Source organism: Myxococcales bacterium (genome assembly GCA_016717005.1).
Classification (GTDB): domain Bacteria; phylum Myxococcota_A; class Polyangia; order Haliangiales; family Haliangiaceae; genus UBA2376.
The window spans coordinates 126,937-145,394 of sequence record JADJUF010000041.1 but is presented as its reverse complement, the minus strand read 5'-3'; the positions used below and the strand labels follow the sequence as shown (position 1 = coordinate 145,394).

The window sequence follows — 18,458 nt, the reverse complement described above, 5'->3', positions numbered from 1 at the left end:
CGCAGTGGATCTGACCGGTTGCGGGCGTCGAGGCGCGCCGAGCGCAAGGCGAACCGACGACGGGCTCCTCGCTGGAACTCGAGGAGGTTCAACGCAGCGATCGGCGATGGATCGGCGTCCTCAACCGGTCAAATTCATTGCGGCGAGGTACTAGGACCCCGACCGGTTTGAGTGGCGTCGCAGCAGGCACGTCAAAGCGGTCGGTGTCCTGGGCGCGCCCGGCCGGTTCGGTCCGGGGGCGCGCGCGAAGCGGTGACCGCGCGGGCCCGTCACGGTGCGGGCCGGAACCTCTGCTCGAGCAGCGCCTCGAGCGCGCGGGTCGCGGCGCGCACGACCAGGACCTGGCGCGTGCCGGCGGCGGTGACGACCGTGATCGCGCCGTCGCCCTTGATCCGCGCGGGCGCGTGGTGCGCGCGATCGGCCACGGCCGCGTCGACCGCGCGCCACAGCGCCGCGAGCCGGAGGTCGTCCGCGCGCAGGCGCTCCTGGCGCGGCGCGCCGCCGCTGTAGCGCCCGGTCGAGCTCTCGGTTGGCGTGACCGGCTCGTACGCGAACTCGACCTCGTCGGCGGTCGCCTCGAACCGATAGACGTTGGCGGCGCCGTCGGCGTAGACCAGGGACCACGGCGGCGGCGGAGGCACGCCGCGACAGTTTCACGGACCCGCGGCCGGCGCCACGCCGGCGTGCGGCGCGCTCAGGCGTGGAGCCGCAGGGCCGCCGTCAGCCGGGCGACGGTCGCGTGCTCGAGCGCCGCGAGCGTGCCGTCGGCGCCGGCCGCGTCGACCAGGAGCTCGATGATCGCCTGGCGCTCCTCGCGCGGCATCGCCGCGACGATCGCGTCGGCCTCGTCCCAGCCGTCGAGGTCGATCACGCCCTGGCGCTCGGCGTCGGTGAGCTCGAGGCGGGTCATCAGGTCGGCGAGGAAGCCGCGCTCGGCGTCGGTCACCATCCCGTCGGCGACCAGCACCTTCGAGACCAGCAGGCACGTCGCGACGTTGGGGTGCATCGGCGGACGATAGCGCGCCCGCCGTCGAGGTGCGACGCGCCGGCTCAGGTCGCGCGCCGGCGGCGGCCCAGGGCGCACAGGCCGAGCAGCGCGAGCGTCGCGAGGCCGCCGGGCGCGCCGCCGGTGCTGCAGCCGCCGGTGATGACGTCGGGTCGGTCGGTCGGGTCGGTCGGGTCGGTCGGGTCGGTCGGGTCGGGGCCGGGCTGGGTCGGGTCGGTCGGGTCGGGGCCGGGCTGGGCCGCCGGGTTGGGATCGCCGATGCCGGTCGGCAGGTTGGCGATGGCCGCGCCGACGCCGACCGCGTACCAGGCCAGCTCGACCGCGGCCAGGGTGCCGGGCTCGTCGGGGTAGAGCTCGAGCGCGGCCTGCTTGAACGCGGCCCGGGCGCCCACGAAGTTGGTGGTCTGGTTGAAGTACGTGGTCCACGCCCGGTACAGCACCGCCTGGGCGCGATCGATCCCCAGCGCCGGCACCTGCACCGTCGTCGGGATGCCGGCCATGCCGGCGCGCGGGTGCGTGCCGCCGGTGACGAGCAGCTTGAACGCCAGGTTGGGCAGGCCCGAGTTGCCGTGGACGTAGCAGTAGTCGTTGTCCTCGGTCGGCGTCGTGCACGCGGTCATCACGCGGGTGTGGTCCTTCGAGTACTGATCCTGGGCCGGGTTGGCCATGTAGCGGAGCGCGTCGCCGGGGGTCGCCGGCGTCCACACCGACTCGCCGATCAGCCACGCCGTGGTGGTCACCGCGCCGGTCTCGCGGATGTCGCAGATCGACGAGAAGACGTCGCTCATCGCCTCGTTGAGCGCGCCCGACTCGCGCTCGTAGACCAGCCCCGAGGTGTGCTCGGTGATCGCGTGGGCGAACTCGTGGGCGACGATGTCCGACGCCACCAGCGGCGCCGAGAGCTGGCCGTCGCCGTCACCGAACGACAGCTGCGCGCCGTCCCAGAACGCGTTGACCAGCGCGGTGTCGTAGTGGCCCGAGCTGGTGATCGTGGCGCCGGCGCCGTCGAAGCCGTCGCGCCCGAACTGGGTCATCGCGCACCGGTAGGCCTTGGCGACGTTGGCGTGGAGCGTGTCGAGGGTCGTGTCGCCGCTGGTGGTCTGGTTCTCGGACAGCCGGAGCGTGCCGGGGAGGACCTGGGTGTTGCCGGCCGAGAACGTGCGGCGGCTCTGGGCGGTGTGGATCTGCGGGTGGACCGCGATCACCTCGCCGGTGGCGGCGTCGACGAACACCTGATCGACCACCGGCTGGCGCGGCGCCTGGCCGCGGACCCAGATCACCCGGGCGCGGCGCGCGACGCCGGCGCGGTCGACCACGTACGCGAGGCCGTCGGCGGCGGCGCTGCGCTGGCGCAGGGTCGGGTAGCCGGCGGCGGCGACGGCCTCGGCCGCGTCCTCGGCGACCGCGATCGGCGCCGCCCGCGCGACCTCGCGCAGGGTCGACACCGCGGCGACCACCTGGCCGCGGCGGTCGTGGTGCAGCGACAGCTCGGCGCCGATCACCGGCAGGCCGTCGTGGAACTGCTGGAAGCGCTGGTGGCGCATCCCCAGCGCGTCGTCCTGGGTCGACGTCAGCGCCAGCTCGTCGGCGGAGACGCCGAACAGCGGCGCGACGGTCGCGAGCGCCAGGTCACCCGCGGGCCCGCCGGCGAAGCGCACCAGCAGCGGCCGCTGGTCGCTGCCCAGCTCGACCTCGGTCGCGCCGGCCGCGGCGAACGCCGCGCGGGTGGCGTCGGGCAGCGCGGCCAGGCCAGCGGCGCGGGTCGCGGCCGGGGGCTCGGCGTCGACGCAGCCGGCGAGCAGGGCGGAGGCGAGCAGCGGGACGACGGTCGATCGGCGCATGGACCGTCCCAACTTCAAGAGCCGAGCCAGCCGGAAGTTGCATGCGATCTTCGAGGACTCAGCAGGTTCCGCCGGCCCGTGAACCGACGTTCTCCGTCGGCGCGCCCAGGTTGACGACCGTGGGCAGCACCCCTGGGGGGCCCGCGCCCAGGCCAGGGCGCGGCGGAGCAAGCGGTCGGAGCGCTGGCGCCAGCGTCGCTCGCCGTCGAGCACGTCCAGCGCTCGCCGCGACCGTGACCGGGCGAGGTCGAGCTGGGCGGCTCGCTCGGCGAGGCGAGCCTCGGTCGCGCCGAGCTCGTCAGACGCCGCCTCGGCATCGGCGCGGTCGAGGTCGAGCGTCTCCATCGCGGCCCGGGCGTGAGCCGCCGCGTCACGGCCCGCCGCGCCGCGGCCCGCCAGCCGCTCCATCCACGCGGCGACGTGCTCGCGATAGGCGTCCAGCACCCGGGTCGCGTCGCGCCGTTCCGCATCGGACGCCGGCGTCTCGCGCAGCAGCGTCTCGATGCCTTCGGCCACGAACCCTTCGAGCGTGCCTTGCCCCGTCACGTTGCCTTCCTCGTCACACCGGAGCAACCGCGCCCCGGCCGCGTTCCAGACCAGGAAGATCGTCGCCCAGTCCAGGCTGCCGAACGTGAGCAGGTCGGGCGTGGGCCGACGGTGCCGTGCGATCGAGCGGAGCGGTCGTGTGCTGCGCCGCGCCGTTCAGCTACCGGGCCCGCTCCACCCAAGGGATCCGGCCGCCGCCCTCGTCCACCACCGGGACCCACGCCGGCCAGGCCGCCGCGCTCGCGCCGGTCCGGGGCCGCTGCGCCAGGACTCGACCGTCGAGCCCGACGATCATCAACTCGGGATCGTCGTCGGGGTGGTAGGTCGTGCCGTCGTCCCCGAACCAGGGGGCGGCCGTGGTCTCGAACGCGAGCTGGCCGTCGACGGTCACGCCCAGCTGGCTGGCCGAGCGACCGGGGCCCGGGCCCGCGCCCCATCGCACCGCGCCGTCCCGGTCGAGGGCGTGCACCGTCCCGCCCGCGAGCACGTAGATGGTGCCATCCGGACCGATCACGGGCCCGCCCACCGACGTGTCGCCGCCCGGCCAGCGCTGCCAGCGCCGGCTTCCGTCCGGCGCGAAGGCGAGCATCGAGTAGCCGCACGCCAGCGCCACCGCGCCGTCGTACCCGACCGCGAGGCCCGCCGGCGCGCCGCACGTCGCCCCGTCGTCGCCGGCGTACGACACCCGCCACACCTCCCGGCCGCGGCCGTCGACGCGACGCAGGTCGTGGTGGGCCCAGTCGAGCACGACCAGGCCGCCGTCGACGGTCCGGGCCGCCAGACAGCGCACGCCGGCGCGCCAGTGCCACGGCGCCTGGCCCTCGTCGCCGGGCGTGACCCGACAGGCCTCGGGGAACGCGGGCGCGACCGCGCGCGGACTGCGCGCCGGGACCGGCGGCGCGGTGGCCTGGCAAGCCGCACCCACGACGGCGACGCCGAGCGCGCACGTCCACGGGGCGGGGGCAGACCTCACCCCGTCATGATAGCCGAGGGCCGCACGCGCGCGGTGGTCCGCGTGACGCTCGCGTGGGCGGTCTGGAAAGGGCCCGTCCGGAATTGTCCGGCTTCCGGACAGACGGCCGGACGTCGGACGCGGCCGGACGGTGGGTCGCTGTCGGATCGCGGGGATAGCGCTGGCAAGCGGCTTGCTCTTGCGCGGTCCCGATGTCGCTGCCGCGCCCGGTCCGGCCCGGACGGTTCCTGATGGTGAACCGGCGCTGCGTGCAGCGTCAGTTCCTGTTGCGGCCGAGCCCCGGGACCAACCAGACGTACCTGTACTGCCTGGCGGTCGCGGTCGAGCGCTTCGGCCTCGAGATGATCTTGCCGTCGGTGATGTCGAACCATCACCACGACATCACGTACGACCGCCACGGCCGCGAGGTCGAGTTCCGCGCGTACTTCCACATGCTGATGGCGCGGGCGATGAACGCGCTGCTGGGTCGGGCGGAGAACTTCTGGTCGGCCGAGGCGCCGTGCACCGTCGAGCTGGTCGACCCCGCCGACGTCATGGACAAGCTGGTCTACGCCGCGACCAACCCCGTCAAGGACGGCCTGGTCGAGCGGGTCCACCAGTGGCCCGGCGTCAACGGCCTGGGCGCGCTGTTGAGCGGGCGCACGCTCACGGTCCACCGGCCGCGGCACTTCTTCAGCGCCGACGGCGACCTGCCCGAGGTCGTGACGCTCACGCTCACGATCCCGCCCGAGCTCGGCGACCCCGACGTGGTCCGGCGCGAGCTGCGCGAGCGCGTCGCCGCCGTCGAGGAGGCGGCCGCCGCCGAGCGCCGGCGCACCGGCGCCCGCGTCCTCGGCCGCCGCGCCATCCTCCGCCAGTCGTGGCACGACAGCCCCGACACCCCCGCGCCGCGCCACCGCCTGCGCCCCCTGGTCGCCGCCCGCGACACCGCGCGCCGCGTCGCCGCGCTGAAGGCCATCCGCGCCTTCCGCGAGGCCTACCGCGACGCCCGCCTCCGCTGGCTCGCCGGCCGCCCCGCCATCTTCCCCGCCGGCACCTACTGGCTCGCCCGCTTCGCGTCGATCAGCGTCGCCGCCGCCTGACGCCAGCCCCGAGCCGTCCCCCAGCGCGTGCACGCCGCACGCGCCGTCGCGGCGTGGCCGAAAACGCCCCCGATCGCGCCCGCACCGCACCCGGCGCCGCGCGCGCCGCGCCGTCCGCCACCGCCGTCGGCGGTGCCACGCCGCCGTATCGCCGCCGTACCCCCGGTCCGGTCAGCAGCGGTCCGGTCAGCACCCGGTCCGGTCAGCCCCCTGGGGGGCCCGCGCCCAGGCCAGGGCGCGGGCTCGGCCCGCGGCTCGCCGCGCCCCGAGCGCTGGGGCCCTGCGCCCGCGTCGCGCGGCCCGCGCGGCTACAGCGCCCACAGCAGCAGCAGCGAGAGCGCCAGCGTCGGGATCAAGACGACGGTGCCGAGGCGGAGGAAGCGCCCGATGCCGATCTGGACGCCGCTCCGGCGCAGCAGATCGAGCCACAGCAAGCCCGCGAGCGAGCCGATCGGGAGCAGCCGGGGGCCGATGTCGCCGCCGACCAGGGCCGCGAGCAGCGGCTTCGGGCCCGCGGCCTGGTCGATCGCCATCATGTTCAGGATCGACATCGGGTGGTTGTCGATGAGCGCGGAGCCGACCGCGGAGACCGCGCCGATCGTCGCGAGGTGCGCGCCGCTGCCCGTGGGCGTGCCGCCATAGATCGTCTGGAGCCACGCCACCGCGCCGACGTGGCGGAGCCCCTGGACGACGAGGAAGATGCCCCAGAGGAAGGCGAGGATGTCGAGCGACACGTGGCCCGCGACCTTGCGCACCGGCGCGACGCGGTACACGCGCGCGAGGACGAGCGACCCGCACGCGCCCGCGACCGCGACGAACCAGATCTCGCCGCCCAGCGCCGCGCCGATCGGGTACGCGAGGAACACCGCCACCAGCAGGGCGACGGCGGGGCGCTCGGCCCCGTGCCGGTGGATCGTCGTCACGATCCCCGCGGCGGCCGGCTGCGTGGAGCGCAGCAGGTTCCGGAACACCAGCCGCAGGACCAGGTACGTCAGCACGGCGCCGGCGATCGACAGCGGCAGCATCACGGCCGCGTACGAGTTGAAGTCGAGGCCCGAGAACTCGGCCACGATCATGTTCATCGGGTTCGACACGATGAAGGGGGCGACCCCCGGCGCGAGGAACACCGCGAACGCGAAGGCGATCGTGACGCGGGGCTGGCCCGGGTAGAGCCGGCGGGTCAGCGCCACGACGAGCGGCGTGAGGATCAGGATGGCGGCGTCGTTGTTGAGCAGCGACGGCGTGATGACGCTGACGACGAACACGACCGTGAACGTGTGGACGGCGCTGCGCGATCGCGCGCGCCGTTCGATCGCCGCGGCGAGCCGCTCGAACGCGCCGACCTCCTGGACCACGCCGGTCATGACCATGATGCAGGTCAGCGCGAGCAACGGGCGCCACTGGAGCTTGGCCGCCGTGACCAGGTCGGTCGGGCTCAGCAGGCGGGCCGCGAGCAGGATCACCACGCCCAGGACGGCGGCGCGCCCCGGCGAGAACTGGACCGCCCGGACCGTCGGGCGGAACACCGCGAGCCCGACCGTCAAGCCGAGCGTGGCGCACGCGATCAGCAGGGAGCCGTCCACCGAGCCAGCATCGACCGCCGGCCGCGGCGGCGTACATCCGCGCCCAGGAAATGTTCCTTCCAAGCACTTCTGGTAACTTTCAGTTACCTTCGCCAGGTGCCGGGCGACATGCTGACGAGCCGCGAGGTGGCCGCCTACCTCGGGATCCACGAGAAGCAGGTGTACCGGCTGCTCCGACAGGGCCGCCTCCCCGGCACGCGCATCACCGGCCGCTGGGTGTTCTCGCGCCGCCTGGTCCGGGACTGGATCGAGGCGTCGTCGCGCGCGGTGCTCAAGCAGGGACAGGCCGGGGCCGAGGTCACGATCCGCACCGCCGAGCCGAACCACCTGATCATCGTCGGCGCCGATGACCTGCTGCTCCAGGTCATCCAGCGCGAGTTCAATCGCCGCCACCCGGCCTTGCTCGTGACCTCCGCCGCGATGAACTCGGTCGCCGGCATCGCCGCCGTGCGCGAGCGGCGCGCCCACGTCGCCGGGGTCCACCTGCTCGACCCGGCCAGCGGCGAGTACAACCGCCCGCAGGTCGCGGCGGCGTTCGATGGCGCCCGGGCGTTGCTGGTGACCCTGGCCTACCGCCACGTGGGCTTGATGGTGCCGCGTGGCAATCCTCGCCGGGTCGCGGGGCTCGCGGACGTGGTCCGGCTCCGCCTGCGGCTCGCGAGCCGCGAGGTCGGCTCGGGCGTGCGCCTGTTGCAGGACCACCTGCTCCGCGAGCTCAAGCTCGGCAAGCGGCGCCTGGCCGGCAGCGAGATGGCGCTCGCGACGCACCTCGAGGTCGCGACCGCCGTGGCGGAGGGGCGCGCCGACGCGGGCATCGGCACGCTCGCGCCGTCGCTCAGCTTCGGCCTCGACTTCATCCCGCTGGCCTGGGAGCGCTACGACCTCGTCACCACCGACGAGGCGTTCTACCACCGAGCGACGCAGGCCTTCTTCGAGATGGTCAAGTCCGACTGGCTCCGCCAGCTCGTCGCGACCTTGCCCGGCTACGAGGCGCGCGAGACCGGCCTGCTCACCGTCGTGCAGCCGGAGGAGTGAGGCCTCGCCACCGCCGATCGGTCGGCGCGCGCCGTCGACGTCAGCGTCGGGGCCCGCGCCGCGAGCCGCGCCCCAGGGGATCGGCAGATCGCCCGCCGCTGATCACGGACACGGGCCGCCGTAGTGGAGGGCGGCGGTGACCGCCGGCGGCGCGCCGGTGACGAAGCGGGTGCGGAAGTCGTTGGCCGCGGCGACGTGGGCGGCGAGGTAGGGCGTGGCGGTCGCCGGCGGGGCGCAGCCGAGGCCGATGTGGAGCGAGCCCGTCGCCCAGCCAGCGTTGAGCCAGTACTGGACGCCGTACGAGCCGAGGTAGGCGAGGTCGTAGGTCGCGTCGCAGCCGGGCGGATCGGTCGGCGCCGGGAACGCCGGGCAGCCGGTGACGTGGCCGGGCCCGTCGGTGTGGCGGATCTCGTGGAGGAAGAAGTCGAGGCTCGACGCCAGGCCGGGCCAGGCGCGCTTCTGGTTGCGCTGGAAGTCGTCGAGTCGCGACATCGAGAAGTAGCGCTCGCCGTCGATCAGATCGCAGCAGTAGAGCTGGCCGGGCGCGGTCTTGAGGTTGATGCCGCCGATGCTCGCCTTCATCCAGTCGTAGAGCGCGCGCGTCGTCCACGGCAGCCGACCCTCGGTGCCGCGGCTCATGTAGTACGCGATCCGCAGGACCTGGTACGCGATGAGCTCGTCGGTGAGCTCGGCGATCGGCACCGCCGAGAACGGCTCGCGGCAGGCGATCGGGGCGGTCAAGCGCACGCCGTTCTCGCGCAGCTGGAAGTCGGCCTGGATCGTGGCGAAGGCCGGATCGCTGGTCGGGCAGCCCTCGAGGAAGCCGCGGATGTCCGCGATGCCGGTGATGATGCCGGCGACGGTGGTGACGCTGACCTCGCCGCGGTGGCCATCGGCGGTCGCGGTGATCGTCACCGGTCCGCCGACCGCCTGTGCGGTCATCACGCCGTCCGCCGCCACCGCCGCGATCGCAGGGTCGCTGGCGGCCCAGGTGATCGGGCGGCCCAGGACCAGCGCGCCGGCCGCGTCGCGCAGCTCGGCGGTGAGCTGCGCCGACGCCCCGACGATGACCGGCGCCAGCGCCGGGCCCACCGTCACGGTCGCGACCGGGCCGGTCACGACCACCGTCGCCACGCCGGCCTGCCCCTCGCTGGTGGCGGTGATCGTCGCCGCCGCGCCGGGCGCCACCGCCACGACCAGCCCGGTCGCCGAGACCGTGGCGACGCCCGGATCGCTGGTCGCCCAGGTGACCGCGCGATCGGTCACGACGACGTCGCCGTCGACGCGGAGCTCGGCGACGAGCTGCGCCGTCTCGCCGGGGATGAGGTGCGCGCTCGCCGGGGCGACGGCGACGGCGGTCACCGGCGGCGCGACCAGCTCGCCGCAGCTGGCCACGGCGAGCGCGATCGCCACGCCGAGCATCCGCGGCGGCGTGGTTCGCGACGCGCGGGCCATGGCGATCCTCAGGGCAGGACGCAGCTGGTGCCGCTCCAGGTGCCGCGCACGACGTAGGTGCACTGATCGGCCGGCGAGAAGACCTGGTTGTAGATGCGCACGTCGTCCAGGCTGGCGTTGGTCAGGCCGAGGTACAGGCGATCCGGCGTGCCGGTGGTGTTGAACACCGGGTTGTTCGCCGTGTCGTTGGCGCGGGTGTGGACGAGCACGTCGTCGATGTAGATCTGGGTCGGGCCACCCTGGCCGGCGGCCGTGCCGACGCCGTCGTAGCGCAGGAGCCAGTGGTGCCAGGTGTTGGCGCTCGGCGCGGTGAAGCCGGCGCAGCCGCCGCTCAGGTACGAGTTGCTCGTGGTCGAGACGCACAGGCTGACGTCCGGGCCGGTCAGGCCCAGCTGCACGCCGCCGTAGGGCGACGTCGCGCGGTTGTTGCAGTCGAGGAAGGCCGAGCCCTGCGCGGTGCCGGGCTCGCGCAGCCAGAAGCCGATCGTGACCTTGGCGTAGGTGTCGAGCGACGTGCGCATGCCGTCGACGTACGAGTACTGGCCCGCGCCGAACGCGGCGGCCTGGCCGAACTTGCCGGCGCCGTAGCCGATGCCGGCCGGCGTCGTCAGCGCGTAGCCGGCGAGGGCGCCGGTGTTGTCGACGTTGTTGTCGAGCGACCAGTAGAGCACCGGCATCGGGCCCGCGGGCGCGTCGATGAGCGGCGCGTCGATGAGCGGCGCGTCGATGGCGCCGCCGTCGTCGGACGGGGCGTCGATCGGGCCGGGCGGCGCGTCGACCGAGCTCTCCACCGCGCCGCACGCCGCCAGGACACCGATCATCAGGAACCCGAGCTGGCTGCGCATGCCGCGAGTCTACACCCGTCGCTAGAACACCGACCGGTTTGAAGTGCCTGCTGCGAGGCGACCTTGCGGGCACCTCCGGGCGTACGTCCGATGCGCGCTCGTCACGTAGGTCCCTACGCTCCCCGCTGCGCTTCGGGCGTGCGCCCGGATCTGCCTCGCACGTCCGCGTCTCGCGACGGCATTCAAGCCGGTCGGTGTGCTTGGGTACGCTGCCGCGCCCGCCGCCGCCGTGCCTTCGTCACGCTCCCACCGTCGGCCGCGTGCGAGGCCCGCCGGGCGATCGCTGGCCGAACCTGCCGGCGTTCAGGTCACGGCACGCACCGCAGGCACAGATCGCGCCAGAGCTGGCCAGCGGAGCACGGGCTGACGCTGGTCAGCCGGACGCAGGCGGTCCAGGTGACGTCGAACTCGTCGGGCACGAACGGGATCTGCGACACCGTCCAGTCGACGTCGAGCCGGACGAAGCCGGGCGCGGCCGTGGCCCAGCCGACGGCGTGGCCGCCATCGGCCGACATGGGCGAGGTCACCACCTGGAACGCGCGGCCCTCGGCGATCATCACGTCGACGCACAGCCGCGCGACGACCGGGTCGCCCTCGAGCCCGGCGGTGTCGCCGCAGTCGTGGGCGCCGGGCGCGGCGCGCTCGGCCAGCAGCACCGCCGGCTCGGTCCAGTCGTCGAGACACCCGCCGCCCGCGAGCGCCAGCGCGAGCGCCGCGCCGACCGCGGCACGGGACGTCGGGGCGGGGCGTCGGGTCACCTGACCAGCGTAGCCGTCGCCGCTGGCGGCGCCGCGCGCAGCTGATGACAACCGCGCCGCCGCCGCGCCTCAGCGATCGTCGAGCACACCTGCCCGGGGGCTCCCGACGGCCCGCCGGAACTCGATCGAGTCCGCGCGGGCGGGCGTCTCGCCGCGTGGGCGGTCGTCGCCGTGGCGCTCGGGGCTTGCCCGGGGAGGCCCGGCGACCCGGCGACGGGCCCGCTCGAACTCCGCGCCCGCGCTACAGCTCGATCTGCAGGCCCAGCTCGACGACGCGGTTGGGCGGCAGGCCGAAGAAGTCGGTCGGCGGGCGGGCGTTGCGGGACAGGAACGAGAACAAGATCTTCCGCCAGCGGGCCATCCTGGTGCGGCCGGTGGTGATCAGGCTCTGGCGGCCCAGGTAGAAGGTGGTGATCGCCGGGTTGGTCGTGAGCCCCTGCTTGGCGCAGCGCGCGAGCATGGCGGGCACGTTGGGCGACTGCATGAACCCGACCCGGGCCATGACCCGGAAGAAGCCCTGGCCGAGGTCCTTCACCTGCAACGACGCGCTGCCCGCGACCCAGGGCACGCTCTCGGTGCGGATCGACAGCAGCACGACCTGCTTGTGCAGGACCTGGTTGTGCTTGACGTGGTGCATCAGCACGTTGGGGATGCCGTCGGGGTTCGAGGTCATGAACACCGCGGTGCCCTTGACCCGGTGCAGCGCCTGGGTCTCGACGTCGCCGAGGAACAGCTCGTCGGGCAGGTTGCCCTGGTCCATGACCCGCGACAGCTCGGTGCGGCCGCGCCACCAGGTGGTCAGCATCACGAACACCACCGCGCCGAACGTCAGCGGCAGCCAGCCGCCGTGGTGGATCTTGGCCATCGTCGACGAGAAGAACGTCAGGTCGATGCCCAGGAACACCACCAGCATGAGCGCGCTCGACCACACCGGCAGGTGCCACAGCTTGGTGCGCACCAGGAAGTAGAGGATCGAGGTGATCGCCATCGTGCCGGTGACCGCCACGCCGTAGGCGCCGGCCAGCTTGGTCGACGAGCCGAAGCCGAGCACCACCGCCAGGCACGCGGCCATGAGCAGGTAGTTGACCTCGGGGATGTAGATCTGGCCCTCGGCCTTCTCGGAGGTGTGGACGATCGTCACGCGCGGCGCGTACCCGAGCTGCACGGCCTGGTTGGTCAGCGAGAACGCGCCCGAGATCAGCGCCTGCGACGCGATGATCGCGGCCATCGTCGCGAGCCCCACCATCGGGTAGAGCATCGGGCCCTCGACCATCTGGAAGAACGGGTTGTGGATCGAGCCCTCGGGCGAGGTCAGGAACAGCGCGCCCTGGCCGAAGTAGTTGAGCAGGAGGCCCGGGAACACGACGCAGTACCAGGCGACCCGGATCGGCACCCGGCCGAAGTGCCCCATGTCGGCGTAGAGCGCCTCGCCGCCGGTGATGACCAGCACGACCGAGCCCAGCAGCAAGAAGCCGCGGCTGCCGTTGTGGAGCAAGAACTTGAGCCCGTAGAGCGGGTTCAGCGCGTGGAGCACCTCGGGCGCCTTGACGATCCAGCTCACGCCGGCGACGCCGATCGAGATGAACCACATCAGCATGATGTAGCCGAACACCGTGCCGATCTTGTGGGTGCCGAACCGCTGCACCATGAACAGCGCGACCAGGATGCCCATCGTGATCGGGACGACGAGGTGCTCGACCGAGGTGGTCGCGACGTTGAGCCCCTCGACCGCCGACAGGACCGAGATCGCAGGGGTCAGGACGCCCTCGCCGTAGAGCAGGCCGGTGCCGAACAGCGCCATCAGCACCGGGATCGCGAGCTTGCCGGCCGCGCGGTTGGTCGTGCCCGAAACCAGCGCGGCCAGGGCCTGGATGCCGCCCTCGCCCTTGTTGTCGGCGCGCAGCACGAACGTCAGGTACTTGACGACGATCACCAGCGTCAGCGCCCAGACCACCAGCGACAGCACGCCGTAGACGTTGGCGGGCGTGGGCGCGGCGCCGTGCTCGCCGGTCAGGCACTCCTTCATCGCGTACAGCGGCGAGGTGCCGATGTCGCCGTAGACGACGCCGAGCGCGCCGAGCGAGACCAGCGCCAGCTCCTTCTTGCCGTGATAGTGGTGCCCCTGGGCGGGCATCGACGTGGACTGACGGGCGTGGGGAGTGGTCATTAGAGGGCGGGGCTGCGCGAGGGCGCGGGGGAACGGGGGTATCACGCACGGCGCGACCGGTCCATCGCCCCCGCCGCCAACGCAGCCGGTGCCGCCGCGGGGTTGACTTGCCGGCGGCCGGCACGCTATCGCATCTGCCTACTCGAGGAGAATGGCCGTGAATCTCAACGGTTGGCGAATTCGGAGTCTGGCTACCATCGGCTTGTCGGTCCTGCTCGCGGTCACCGCGGGCTGCGAGCGCAAGCGCAACCAGACCGGCGGTGGCGGCGGCTCCGGCGAGTCGGGATCGGGCGGCGCCGGCGGGGGCGTGCCTGACAACCGGCCGGTCATGATCGGCCACTTCGCGTCGATGACCGGCTCGGAGGCGACCTTCGGGCAGTCGACCGACCGCGGCATCCGCCTGGCGATCGCGGAGCGCAACGCGGCGATCGACGCCGGCACGCTCAAGGGCCGGAAGATCGATCTGACGACCGAGGACGACGCCGGCAAGCCTCAGGAGGCCGGCACCGCGGTCACCAAGCTGATCACCCGCACCAAGGTCGTCGCGATCCTGGGCGAGGTGGCGTCGGGCCTGTCGATGGCTGGCGGCCAGGTCGCGCAGCAGTACGGCGTGCCGATGATCTCGCCGTCGTCGACCAACCCCGCGGTCACCCAGATCGGCGACATGATCTTCCGGGTCTGCTTCCTCGACGAGTTCCAGGGCAAGGTCGTCGCCAAGTTCGCGGTCGAGGAGCTCAAGGCCAAGAAGGTCGCGATCCTGTTCGATCAGGGCCAGCCGTACTCCAAGGGCCTGGCCGACTTCTTCGAGAAGGCGCTCAAGGCCGCGGGCGGCGAGGTCGCGACCCGCCAGGCCTACGACACCAACAACCCCGACGTCGGCGCGCAGCTGGCCTCGATCAAGGACGCGAACCCCGACGCGGTGTTCCTGCCCGGCTACTACACCCAGGCCGCGAACATCGCGCGCCAGGCGCGCAAGCTCGGCATCACCGTGCCGTTCCTGGGCGGCGACGGCTGGGACTCGGCCAAGCTCGAGGAGATCGGCGGCGACGCGGTGCAGGGCTCGTTCTTCTCGAACCACTACTCGCCCGAGGAGGAGACCCCGGCGGTCCAGAACTTCGTCGCGAAGTACAAGGCCAAGCACGGCGCCGCGCCCGACGCCCTGGCCGCGCTCGGCTACGACGCCGCCAACCTGCTGTTCGCGGCCATCGATCGGTCACCGTCGCTCAGCGGCAAGGACCTGGCGGCGACGATCGCCGCGACCAAGGGCTTCGCCGGCGTCACCGGCGAGATCACGATCAACGGCGATCGCGACGCGTCGAAGTCGGCGGTGGTCGTGAAGATCGACCACGGCAAGCGCCCCGCGGTGAAGCGCTACCCGGCCGAGTAGGCCCGTCGGGGCGGCCGGCCCCGGACTGCCGGCGGGCGTCGTGGCGGGGCGAGGGGAGGTCGGCGGCGCGCCCGGCCACGAGTCCACGATCCGACGCCACTCGACTCAACCAGGAACCCCCACCGCCTATGACCAAGTTCGTCCAGGTCTTCTTCCAGACCCTGACGCTCGGCAGCCTCTACGCGCTGATCGCGCTGGGCTACACGCTGGTCTACGGGATCCTGCGGTTCATCAACTTCGCGCACTCGGACGTGGTCACGTTCGGCGCGTGGATCGCCTTCACGATCGCGGGCGTGCTGGGCTGGGCCGGGACCGGCTCGCCGGTGTTCGCGATGCCGATCGTGATGATCGCGGCGATGGCGGCGTCGGCCGCGCTCGGCTTCACGATCGAGCGGCTGGCCTACCGGCCGCTGCGCAAGGCCCCGCGCCTGAACGTGCTGATCACCGCGATCGGCGTGTCGTTGTTCCTCCAGAACACCGGCCAGCTCCAGGCGGTGTTCGGCAAGGACCCGGTCAAGATGCCGCGGCTGCTGTCGGAGGAGCCGCTGTTCCGGCTGGCTGGCGTGCAGGTGCCGCTGGTCGACGTGGCGCTGGTGCTCCTCGCGGTGGCGCTGGTGATCGTCCTGCAGTGGCTGGTGTACCGGAGCAAGCTCGGGCAGGCGATGCGCGCGGTGTCGTGGAACGATCAGATCGCCTCGCTGATGGGCGTGCCGGTCGATCGCGTCATCTCGATCACGTTCGTGATCGGCTCGGCGCTGGCCGCCGCTGGCGGCGTGCTCTACGGCCTCAAGTACGGCCAGCTCAACCAGACCGCCGACGCGCTCTGGGTGCTGCTCGGGCTCAAGGCGTTCGTGGCCGCGGTCGTCGGCGGCATCGGCAACGTCCGCGGCGCGGTCGTCGGCGCGCTCTTGATCGCGACGATCGAGATGTTCGGCGCCGCCTACCTGTCGCCGCAGCTGGCCGATCTGTACGTGTTCGGCGTGCTGATCTTGATGCTGCTCTTGCGGCCGGCCGGCCTGCTCGGCTCGGACACGGTGGAGAAGGTATGACCGCGCGCCCGACGCCCGGCCTGGTCGGCGCCGTGGTCCGGTCGGCCTATCCGATCCTGATCGGCTTCGCGCTCGCGTACGTCATGCAGACCGTGGTCGCGGTCTCGATCGGCGACTACTACAGCAAGATCTTCATCGACGTCGGCATCGCGATCGTGCTGGGCGTGTCGCTCGGCATCGTCAACGGCTACGCCGGCCAGTTCTCGCTCGGCCACGCCGGGTTCATGGCGGTCGGCGGCTACACCGCCGCGGCGATCGTCTACTACGGCTCGATCAAGCTGTTCGGCACCAAGGCGATCTACGGCGGGTCGCTGGGGCCGGGCGAGCTGCTGCTGTGCGCCGGGTGCATCGCCGGCGGCGTCATGGCGGCGCTGACCGGGTGGCTGGTCGGCCTGCCCAGCCTGCGCCTGCGCGGCGACTACCTGGCGATCGTCACGCTCGGGTTCGGCGAGATCATCCGGGTCCTGATCAAGCAGACCGACGACGTCGTCTTGTCGCAGAAGCAGGTCGAGGCCGCCGACTGGTGGACCCTGCTCGACAACCTCGGCGGCGGGTTCGGGTTCATCGGCGGGCCGCGCTACATCGACGCGCGCAACCCGTTCTGGGTGTGGCTGTTCGTCGTGATCGTGTGCCTGGTGGCGTACCGGCTCAAGTACTCCAACCGCGGCCGGCAGCTCCTCGCGGTGCGCGAGAACGAGATCGCGGCCGAGGCGATGGGCATCCGCACGACCAAGGCCAAGGTGTCGGCGTTCATGACCTCGGCGTTCTTCGCCGGCATCGGCGGCGGGCTCTACGCCCACGAGCTCGGCAACAGCCTGCGGCCGGCCGACCTCGGCTTCCAGAAGTCGATCGACATCGTCATCATCGTCGTGCTCGGCGGCATGGGCTCGATCTCGGGCGCGGTGATCGCCGCGATCGCCGTGACGATCCTGCCCGAGGTGTTCCGGTCGTTCTCCGAGTACCGGATGATCGCCTACGCGCTGGCGCTGATCATCGTGATGATCCTGCGGCCGCAGGGCCTGCTCGGCCTCAAGGAGCTGTGGGAGGTCGACTGGCGCGCGATCGGGCGCGGCCTGGTCACCGCGCCCGGGCGGTTCGCGCGCTGGCTGCCGGGCCTGCCGGGGCGCCTGCGCTCGGCGCTGCGCGAGGCCATCGACCGGCGCCAGGAGGACCGGTCGTGACGTCGCTGGCGCAGCGACCCCCGCCGGCGCTGTCCGCGGACCGGCTGTCGAAGTCGTTCGGCGGGCTCAAGGCGGTCAGCGAGCTGTCGTTCACCGTGCCGCCGGGCGCGCTCCACGGCCTGATCGGCCCCAACGGCGCCGGCAAGACCACGGTGTTCAACCTGCTGACCGGCGTGTACCGGCCCGACGCCGGGCAGGTCCAGGTCGGCGGCGTGCCGATGACCAACAAGAAGCCGTCGGAGATCGCCGACGCCGGCATGGTGCGGACGTTCCAGAACATCCGCCTGTTCGGCGACCTGAGCGTGCTCGACAACGTCCGCATCGCCGCCGGCGTGCGCGCGCGCTCGGGCCTGTGGCGCAGCCTCCTGCGCACGCCGCTGTGGCTGCGCGAGGAGGCCGACATCCGGGCGCGGTCGCTGGCGCTCCTCGACGTGCTGGGCATCGGCCACCGCGCCGACGAGATCGCCAAGAGCCTGCCCTACGGCGATCAGCGCAAGCTCGAGATCGCGCGCGCGCTGGCGACCAAGCCCAAGGTGCTCCTGCTCGACGAGCCGGTCGCCGGGATGAACACCGCCGAGAAGATCGAGATGCGCGGCCTGATCCAGTCGCTGCGCGCGCAGTTCGACGTGGCGATCCTGCTGATCGAGCACGACATGGGCCTGGTCATGGACATCTGCGAGCACATCACCGTGATCGATCACGGCGAGACGATCGCGGTCGGCGCGCCGGCGAAGATCCAGTCGGATCCGGCGGTGATCGAGGCGTACCTGGGCGTCCCCGACGAGCCGGCGCCGGTGGCCGGGGAGGTCGAGGCGTGACCGCGCTGCTCGAGGTCGACGATCTGCACGTCGCCTACGGCGGCATCCAGGCGCTGCGCGGCCTGTCGTTCGCCGTCGAGGCCGGGCAGATCGTGACGCTGATCGGGGCCAACGGCGCCGGCAAGACCACGACCCTGCGCGCGATCAGCGGCCTGGTGAAGCCGACCCAGGGCGGGATCCGGTTCGCCGGCAAGAACATCGTCGGCAAGGCCCCGCACCTGATCGTCGCGCGCGGCCTGTCGCACGCGCCCGAGGGCCGCGGCATCTTCGCGAACCTGTCGGTGTCCGAGAACCTCGACATCGGCGCGTACCTGCGGACCGACAAGGCCGGCATCGCCAAGGATCGCGCGCACGCGCTGACGCTGTTCCCGCGCCTGCGCGAGCGCCTCACGCAGAGCGCCGGGACGCTGTCGGGCGGCGAGCAGCAGATGCTCGCGATCGCCCGCGCGCTCCTGGCCCGGCCCAAGCTGCTCTTGCTCGACGAGCCGTCGCTGGGCCTGGCGCCGCAGATCGTCGCGCTGATCTTCCAGATCGTGAAGCAGATCGCGAGCGAGGGCACGACGATCCTGCTGGTCGAGCAGAACGCGCACATGGCGCTCAAGGTCGCCGACGTCGGCTACGTGCTCGAGGTCGGCACGCTGGTCGCGTCGGGCCCGGCCGCACAGCTCGCGGCCGACGACGCGATCCGCAAGGCCTACCTCGGCGTGCACTGACGCGGGCGTCGCGCGGCGG

At 72.8% G+C, this 18,458-nt stretch carries 16 protein-coding genes; 7 read left to right on the top strand and 9 right to left on the bottom strand.

The genetic code is table 11. From position 1 onward, the window contains the following. Nucleotides 1–269: 269 nt before the first annotated feature. The 4 genes from IPL61_37515 to IPL61_37500 form a co-directional block, all read right to left on the bottom strand. A complete protein-coding gene (locus IPL61_37515) occupies nt 270–641 on the bottom strand; it encodes a hypothetical protein (GenBank protein ID MBK9036892.1) in 372 nt (123 codons plus the stop codon). Nucleotides 642–694: 53 nt separating this feature from the next. Continuing rightward, nucleotides 695–1,006 carry a TerB family tellurite resistance protein gene (locus IPL61_37510; protein ID MBK9036891.1) on the bottom strand — a complete coding sequence of 104 codons (312 nt, stop codon included), beginning with the start codon at nt 1,004–1,006 and terminating at the stop codon, nt 695–697. A gap of 44 nt (nt 1,007–1,050) precedes the next feature. After that, nucleotides 1,051–2,847 carry a M4 family metallopeptidase gene (locus IPL61_37505; GenBank protein ID MBK9036890.1) on the bottom strand — a complete coding sequence of 599 codons (1,797 nt, stop codon included), beginning with the start codon at nt 2,845–2,847 and terminating at the stop codon, nt 1,051–1,053. Between the two features lie 706 nt (nt 2,848–3,553). After that, a complete protein-coding gene (locus tag IPL61_37500; protein ID MBK9036889.1) occupies nt 3,554–4,366 on the bottom strand; it encodes a hypothetical protein in 813 nt (270 codons plus the stop codon). 230 nt (nt 4,367–4,596) lie between these two features. On the opposite strand from IPL61_37500, the gene IPL61_37495 reads away from it, so the two are divergent. Further along, entirely contained in the window at nt 4,597–5,448 is an 852-nt protein-coding gene (locus tag IPL61_37495) for a hypothetical protein (GenBank protein MBK9036888.1), read from the top strand. A gap of 308 nt (nt 5,449–5,756) precedes the next feature. Here IPL61_37495 and IPL61_37490 read toward each other — a convergent pair whose 3' ends face one another. Then, a complete protein-coding gene (locus IPL61_37490; protein MBK9036887.1) occupies nt 5,757–7,181 on the bottom strand; it encodes an anion permease in 1,425 nt (474 codons plus the stop codon). On the opposite strand from IPL61_37490, the gene IPL61_37485 reads away from it, so the two are divergent. After that, nucleotides 7,158–8,066 carry a helix-turn-helix transcriptional regulator gene (locus tag IPL61_37485; GenBank protein ID MBK9036886.1) on the top strand — a complete coding sequence of 303 codons (909 nt, stop codon included), beginning with the start codon at nt 7,158–7,160 and terminating at the stop codon, nt 8,064–8,066. The two genes, IPL61_37490 and IPL61_37485, sit on opposite strands and share 24 nt — an antisense overlap. A 102-nt stretch (nt 8,067–8,168) precedes the next feature. Here IPL61_37485 and IPL61_37480 read toward each other — a convergent pair whose 3' ends face one another. From IPL61_37480 to IPL61_37465, 4 genes are all read right to left on the bottom strand, one after another. Beyond that, a complete protein-coding gene (locus IPL61_37480; protein MBK9036885.1) occupies nt 8,169–9,521 on the bottom strand; it encodes an Ig domain-containing protein in 1,353 nt (450 codons plus the stop codon). Between the two features lie 8 nt (nt 9,522–9,529). Continuing rightward, nucleotides 9,530–10,366, bottom strand: a complete 837-nt coding sequence (locus IPL61_37475; GenBank protein ID MBK9036884.1) for a hypothetical protein — start codon at nt 10,364–10,366, stop codon at nt 9,530–9,532. A gap of 308 nt (nt 10,367–10,674) precedes the next feature. After that, complete coding sequence (locus IPL61_37470) at nt 10,675–11,124, bottom strand: hypothetical protein (GenBank protein MBK9036883.1); 450 nt, start codon at nt 11,122–11,124, stop codon at nt 10,675–10,677. A 241-nt stretch (nt 11,125–11,365) separates the two neighbouring features. Beyond that, nucleotides 11,366–13,258, bottom strand: a complete 1,893-nt coding sequence (locus IPL61_37465) for a potassium transporter Kup (protein MBK9036882.1) — start codon at nt 13,256–13,258, stop codon at nt 11,366–11,368. A gap of 211 nt (nt 13,259–13,469) precedes the next feature. Here IPL61_37465 and IPL61_37460 point away from each other — a divergent pair, with 211 nt between their 5' ends. The 5 genes from IPL61_37460 (at nt 13,470) to IPL61_37440 (ending at nt 18,439) form a co-directional block, all read left to right on the top strand. Beyond that, nucleotides 13,470–14,678, top strand: a complete 1,209-nt coding sequence (locus IPL61_37460) for an ABC transporter substrate-binding protein (GenBank protein MBK9036881.1) — start codon at nt 13,470–13,472, stop codon at nt 14,676–14,678. Between the two features lie 128 nt (nt 14,679–14,806). Then, a complete protein-coding gene (locus IPL61_37455) occupies nt 14,807–15,727 on the top strand; it encodes a branched-chain amino acid ABC transporter permease (GenBank protein MBK9036880.1) in 921 nt (306 codons plus the stop codon). Further along, entirely contained in the window at nt 15,724–16,908 is a 1,185-nt protein-coding gene (locus IPL61_37450) for a branched-chain amino acid ABC transporter permease (GenBank protein ID MBK9036879.1), read from the top strand. The genes IPL61_37455 and IPL61_37450 overlap by 4 nt, the downstream gene beginning before the upstream one ends. A gap of 29 nt (nt 16,909–16,937) precedes the next feature. Then, on the top strand, nt 16,938–17,726 hold the full coding sequence (locus IPL61_37445) for an ABC transporter ATP-binding protein (protein ID MBK9036878.1): 789 nt from the start codon (nt 16,938–16,940) through the stop codon (nt 17,724–17,726). A gap of 5 nt (nt 17,727–17,731) precedes the next feature. Continuing rightward, nucleotides 17,732–18,439 (top strand): ABC transporter ATP-binding protein, encoded by a 708-nt coding sequence (locus IPL61_37440; GenBank protein MBK9036877.1) that lies wholly within the window; start codon nt 17,732–17,734, stop codon nt 18,437–18,439. The last annotated feature ends 19 nt before the right edge of the window (nt 18,440–18,458 follow it).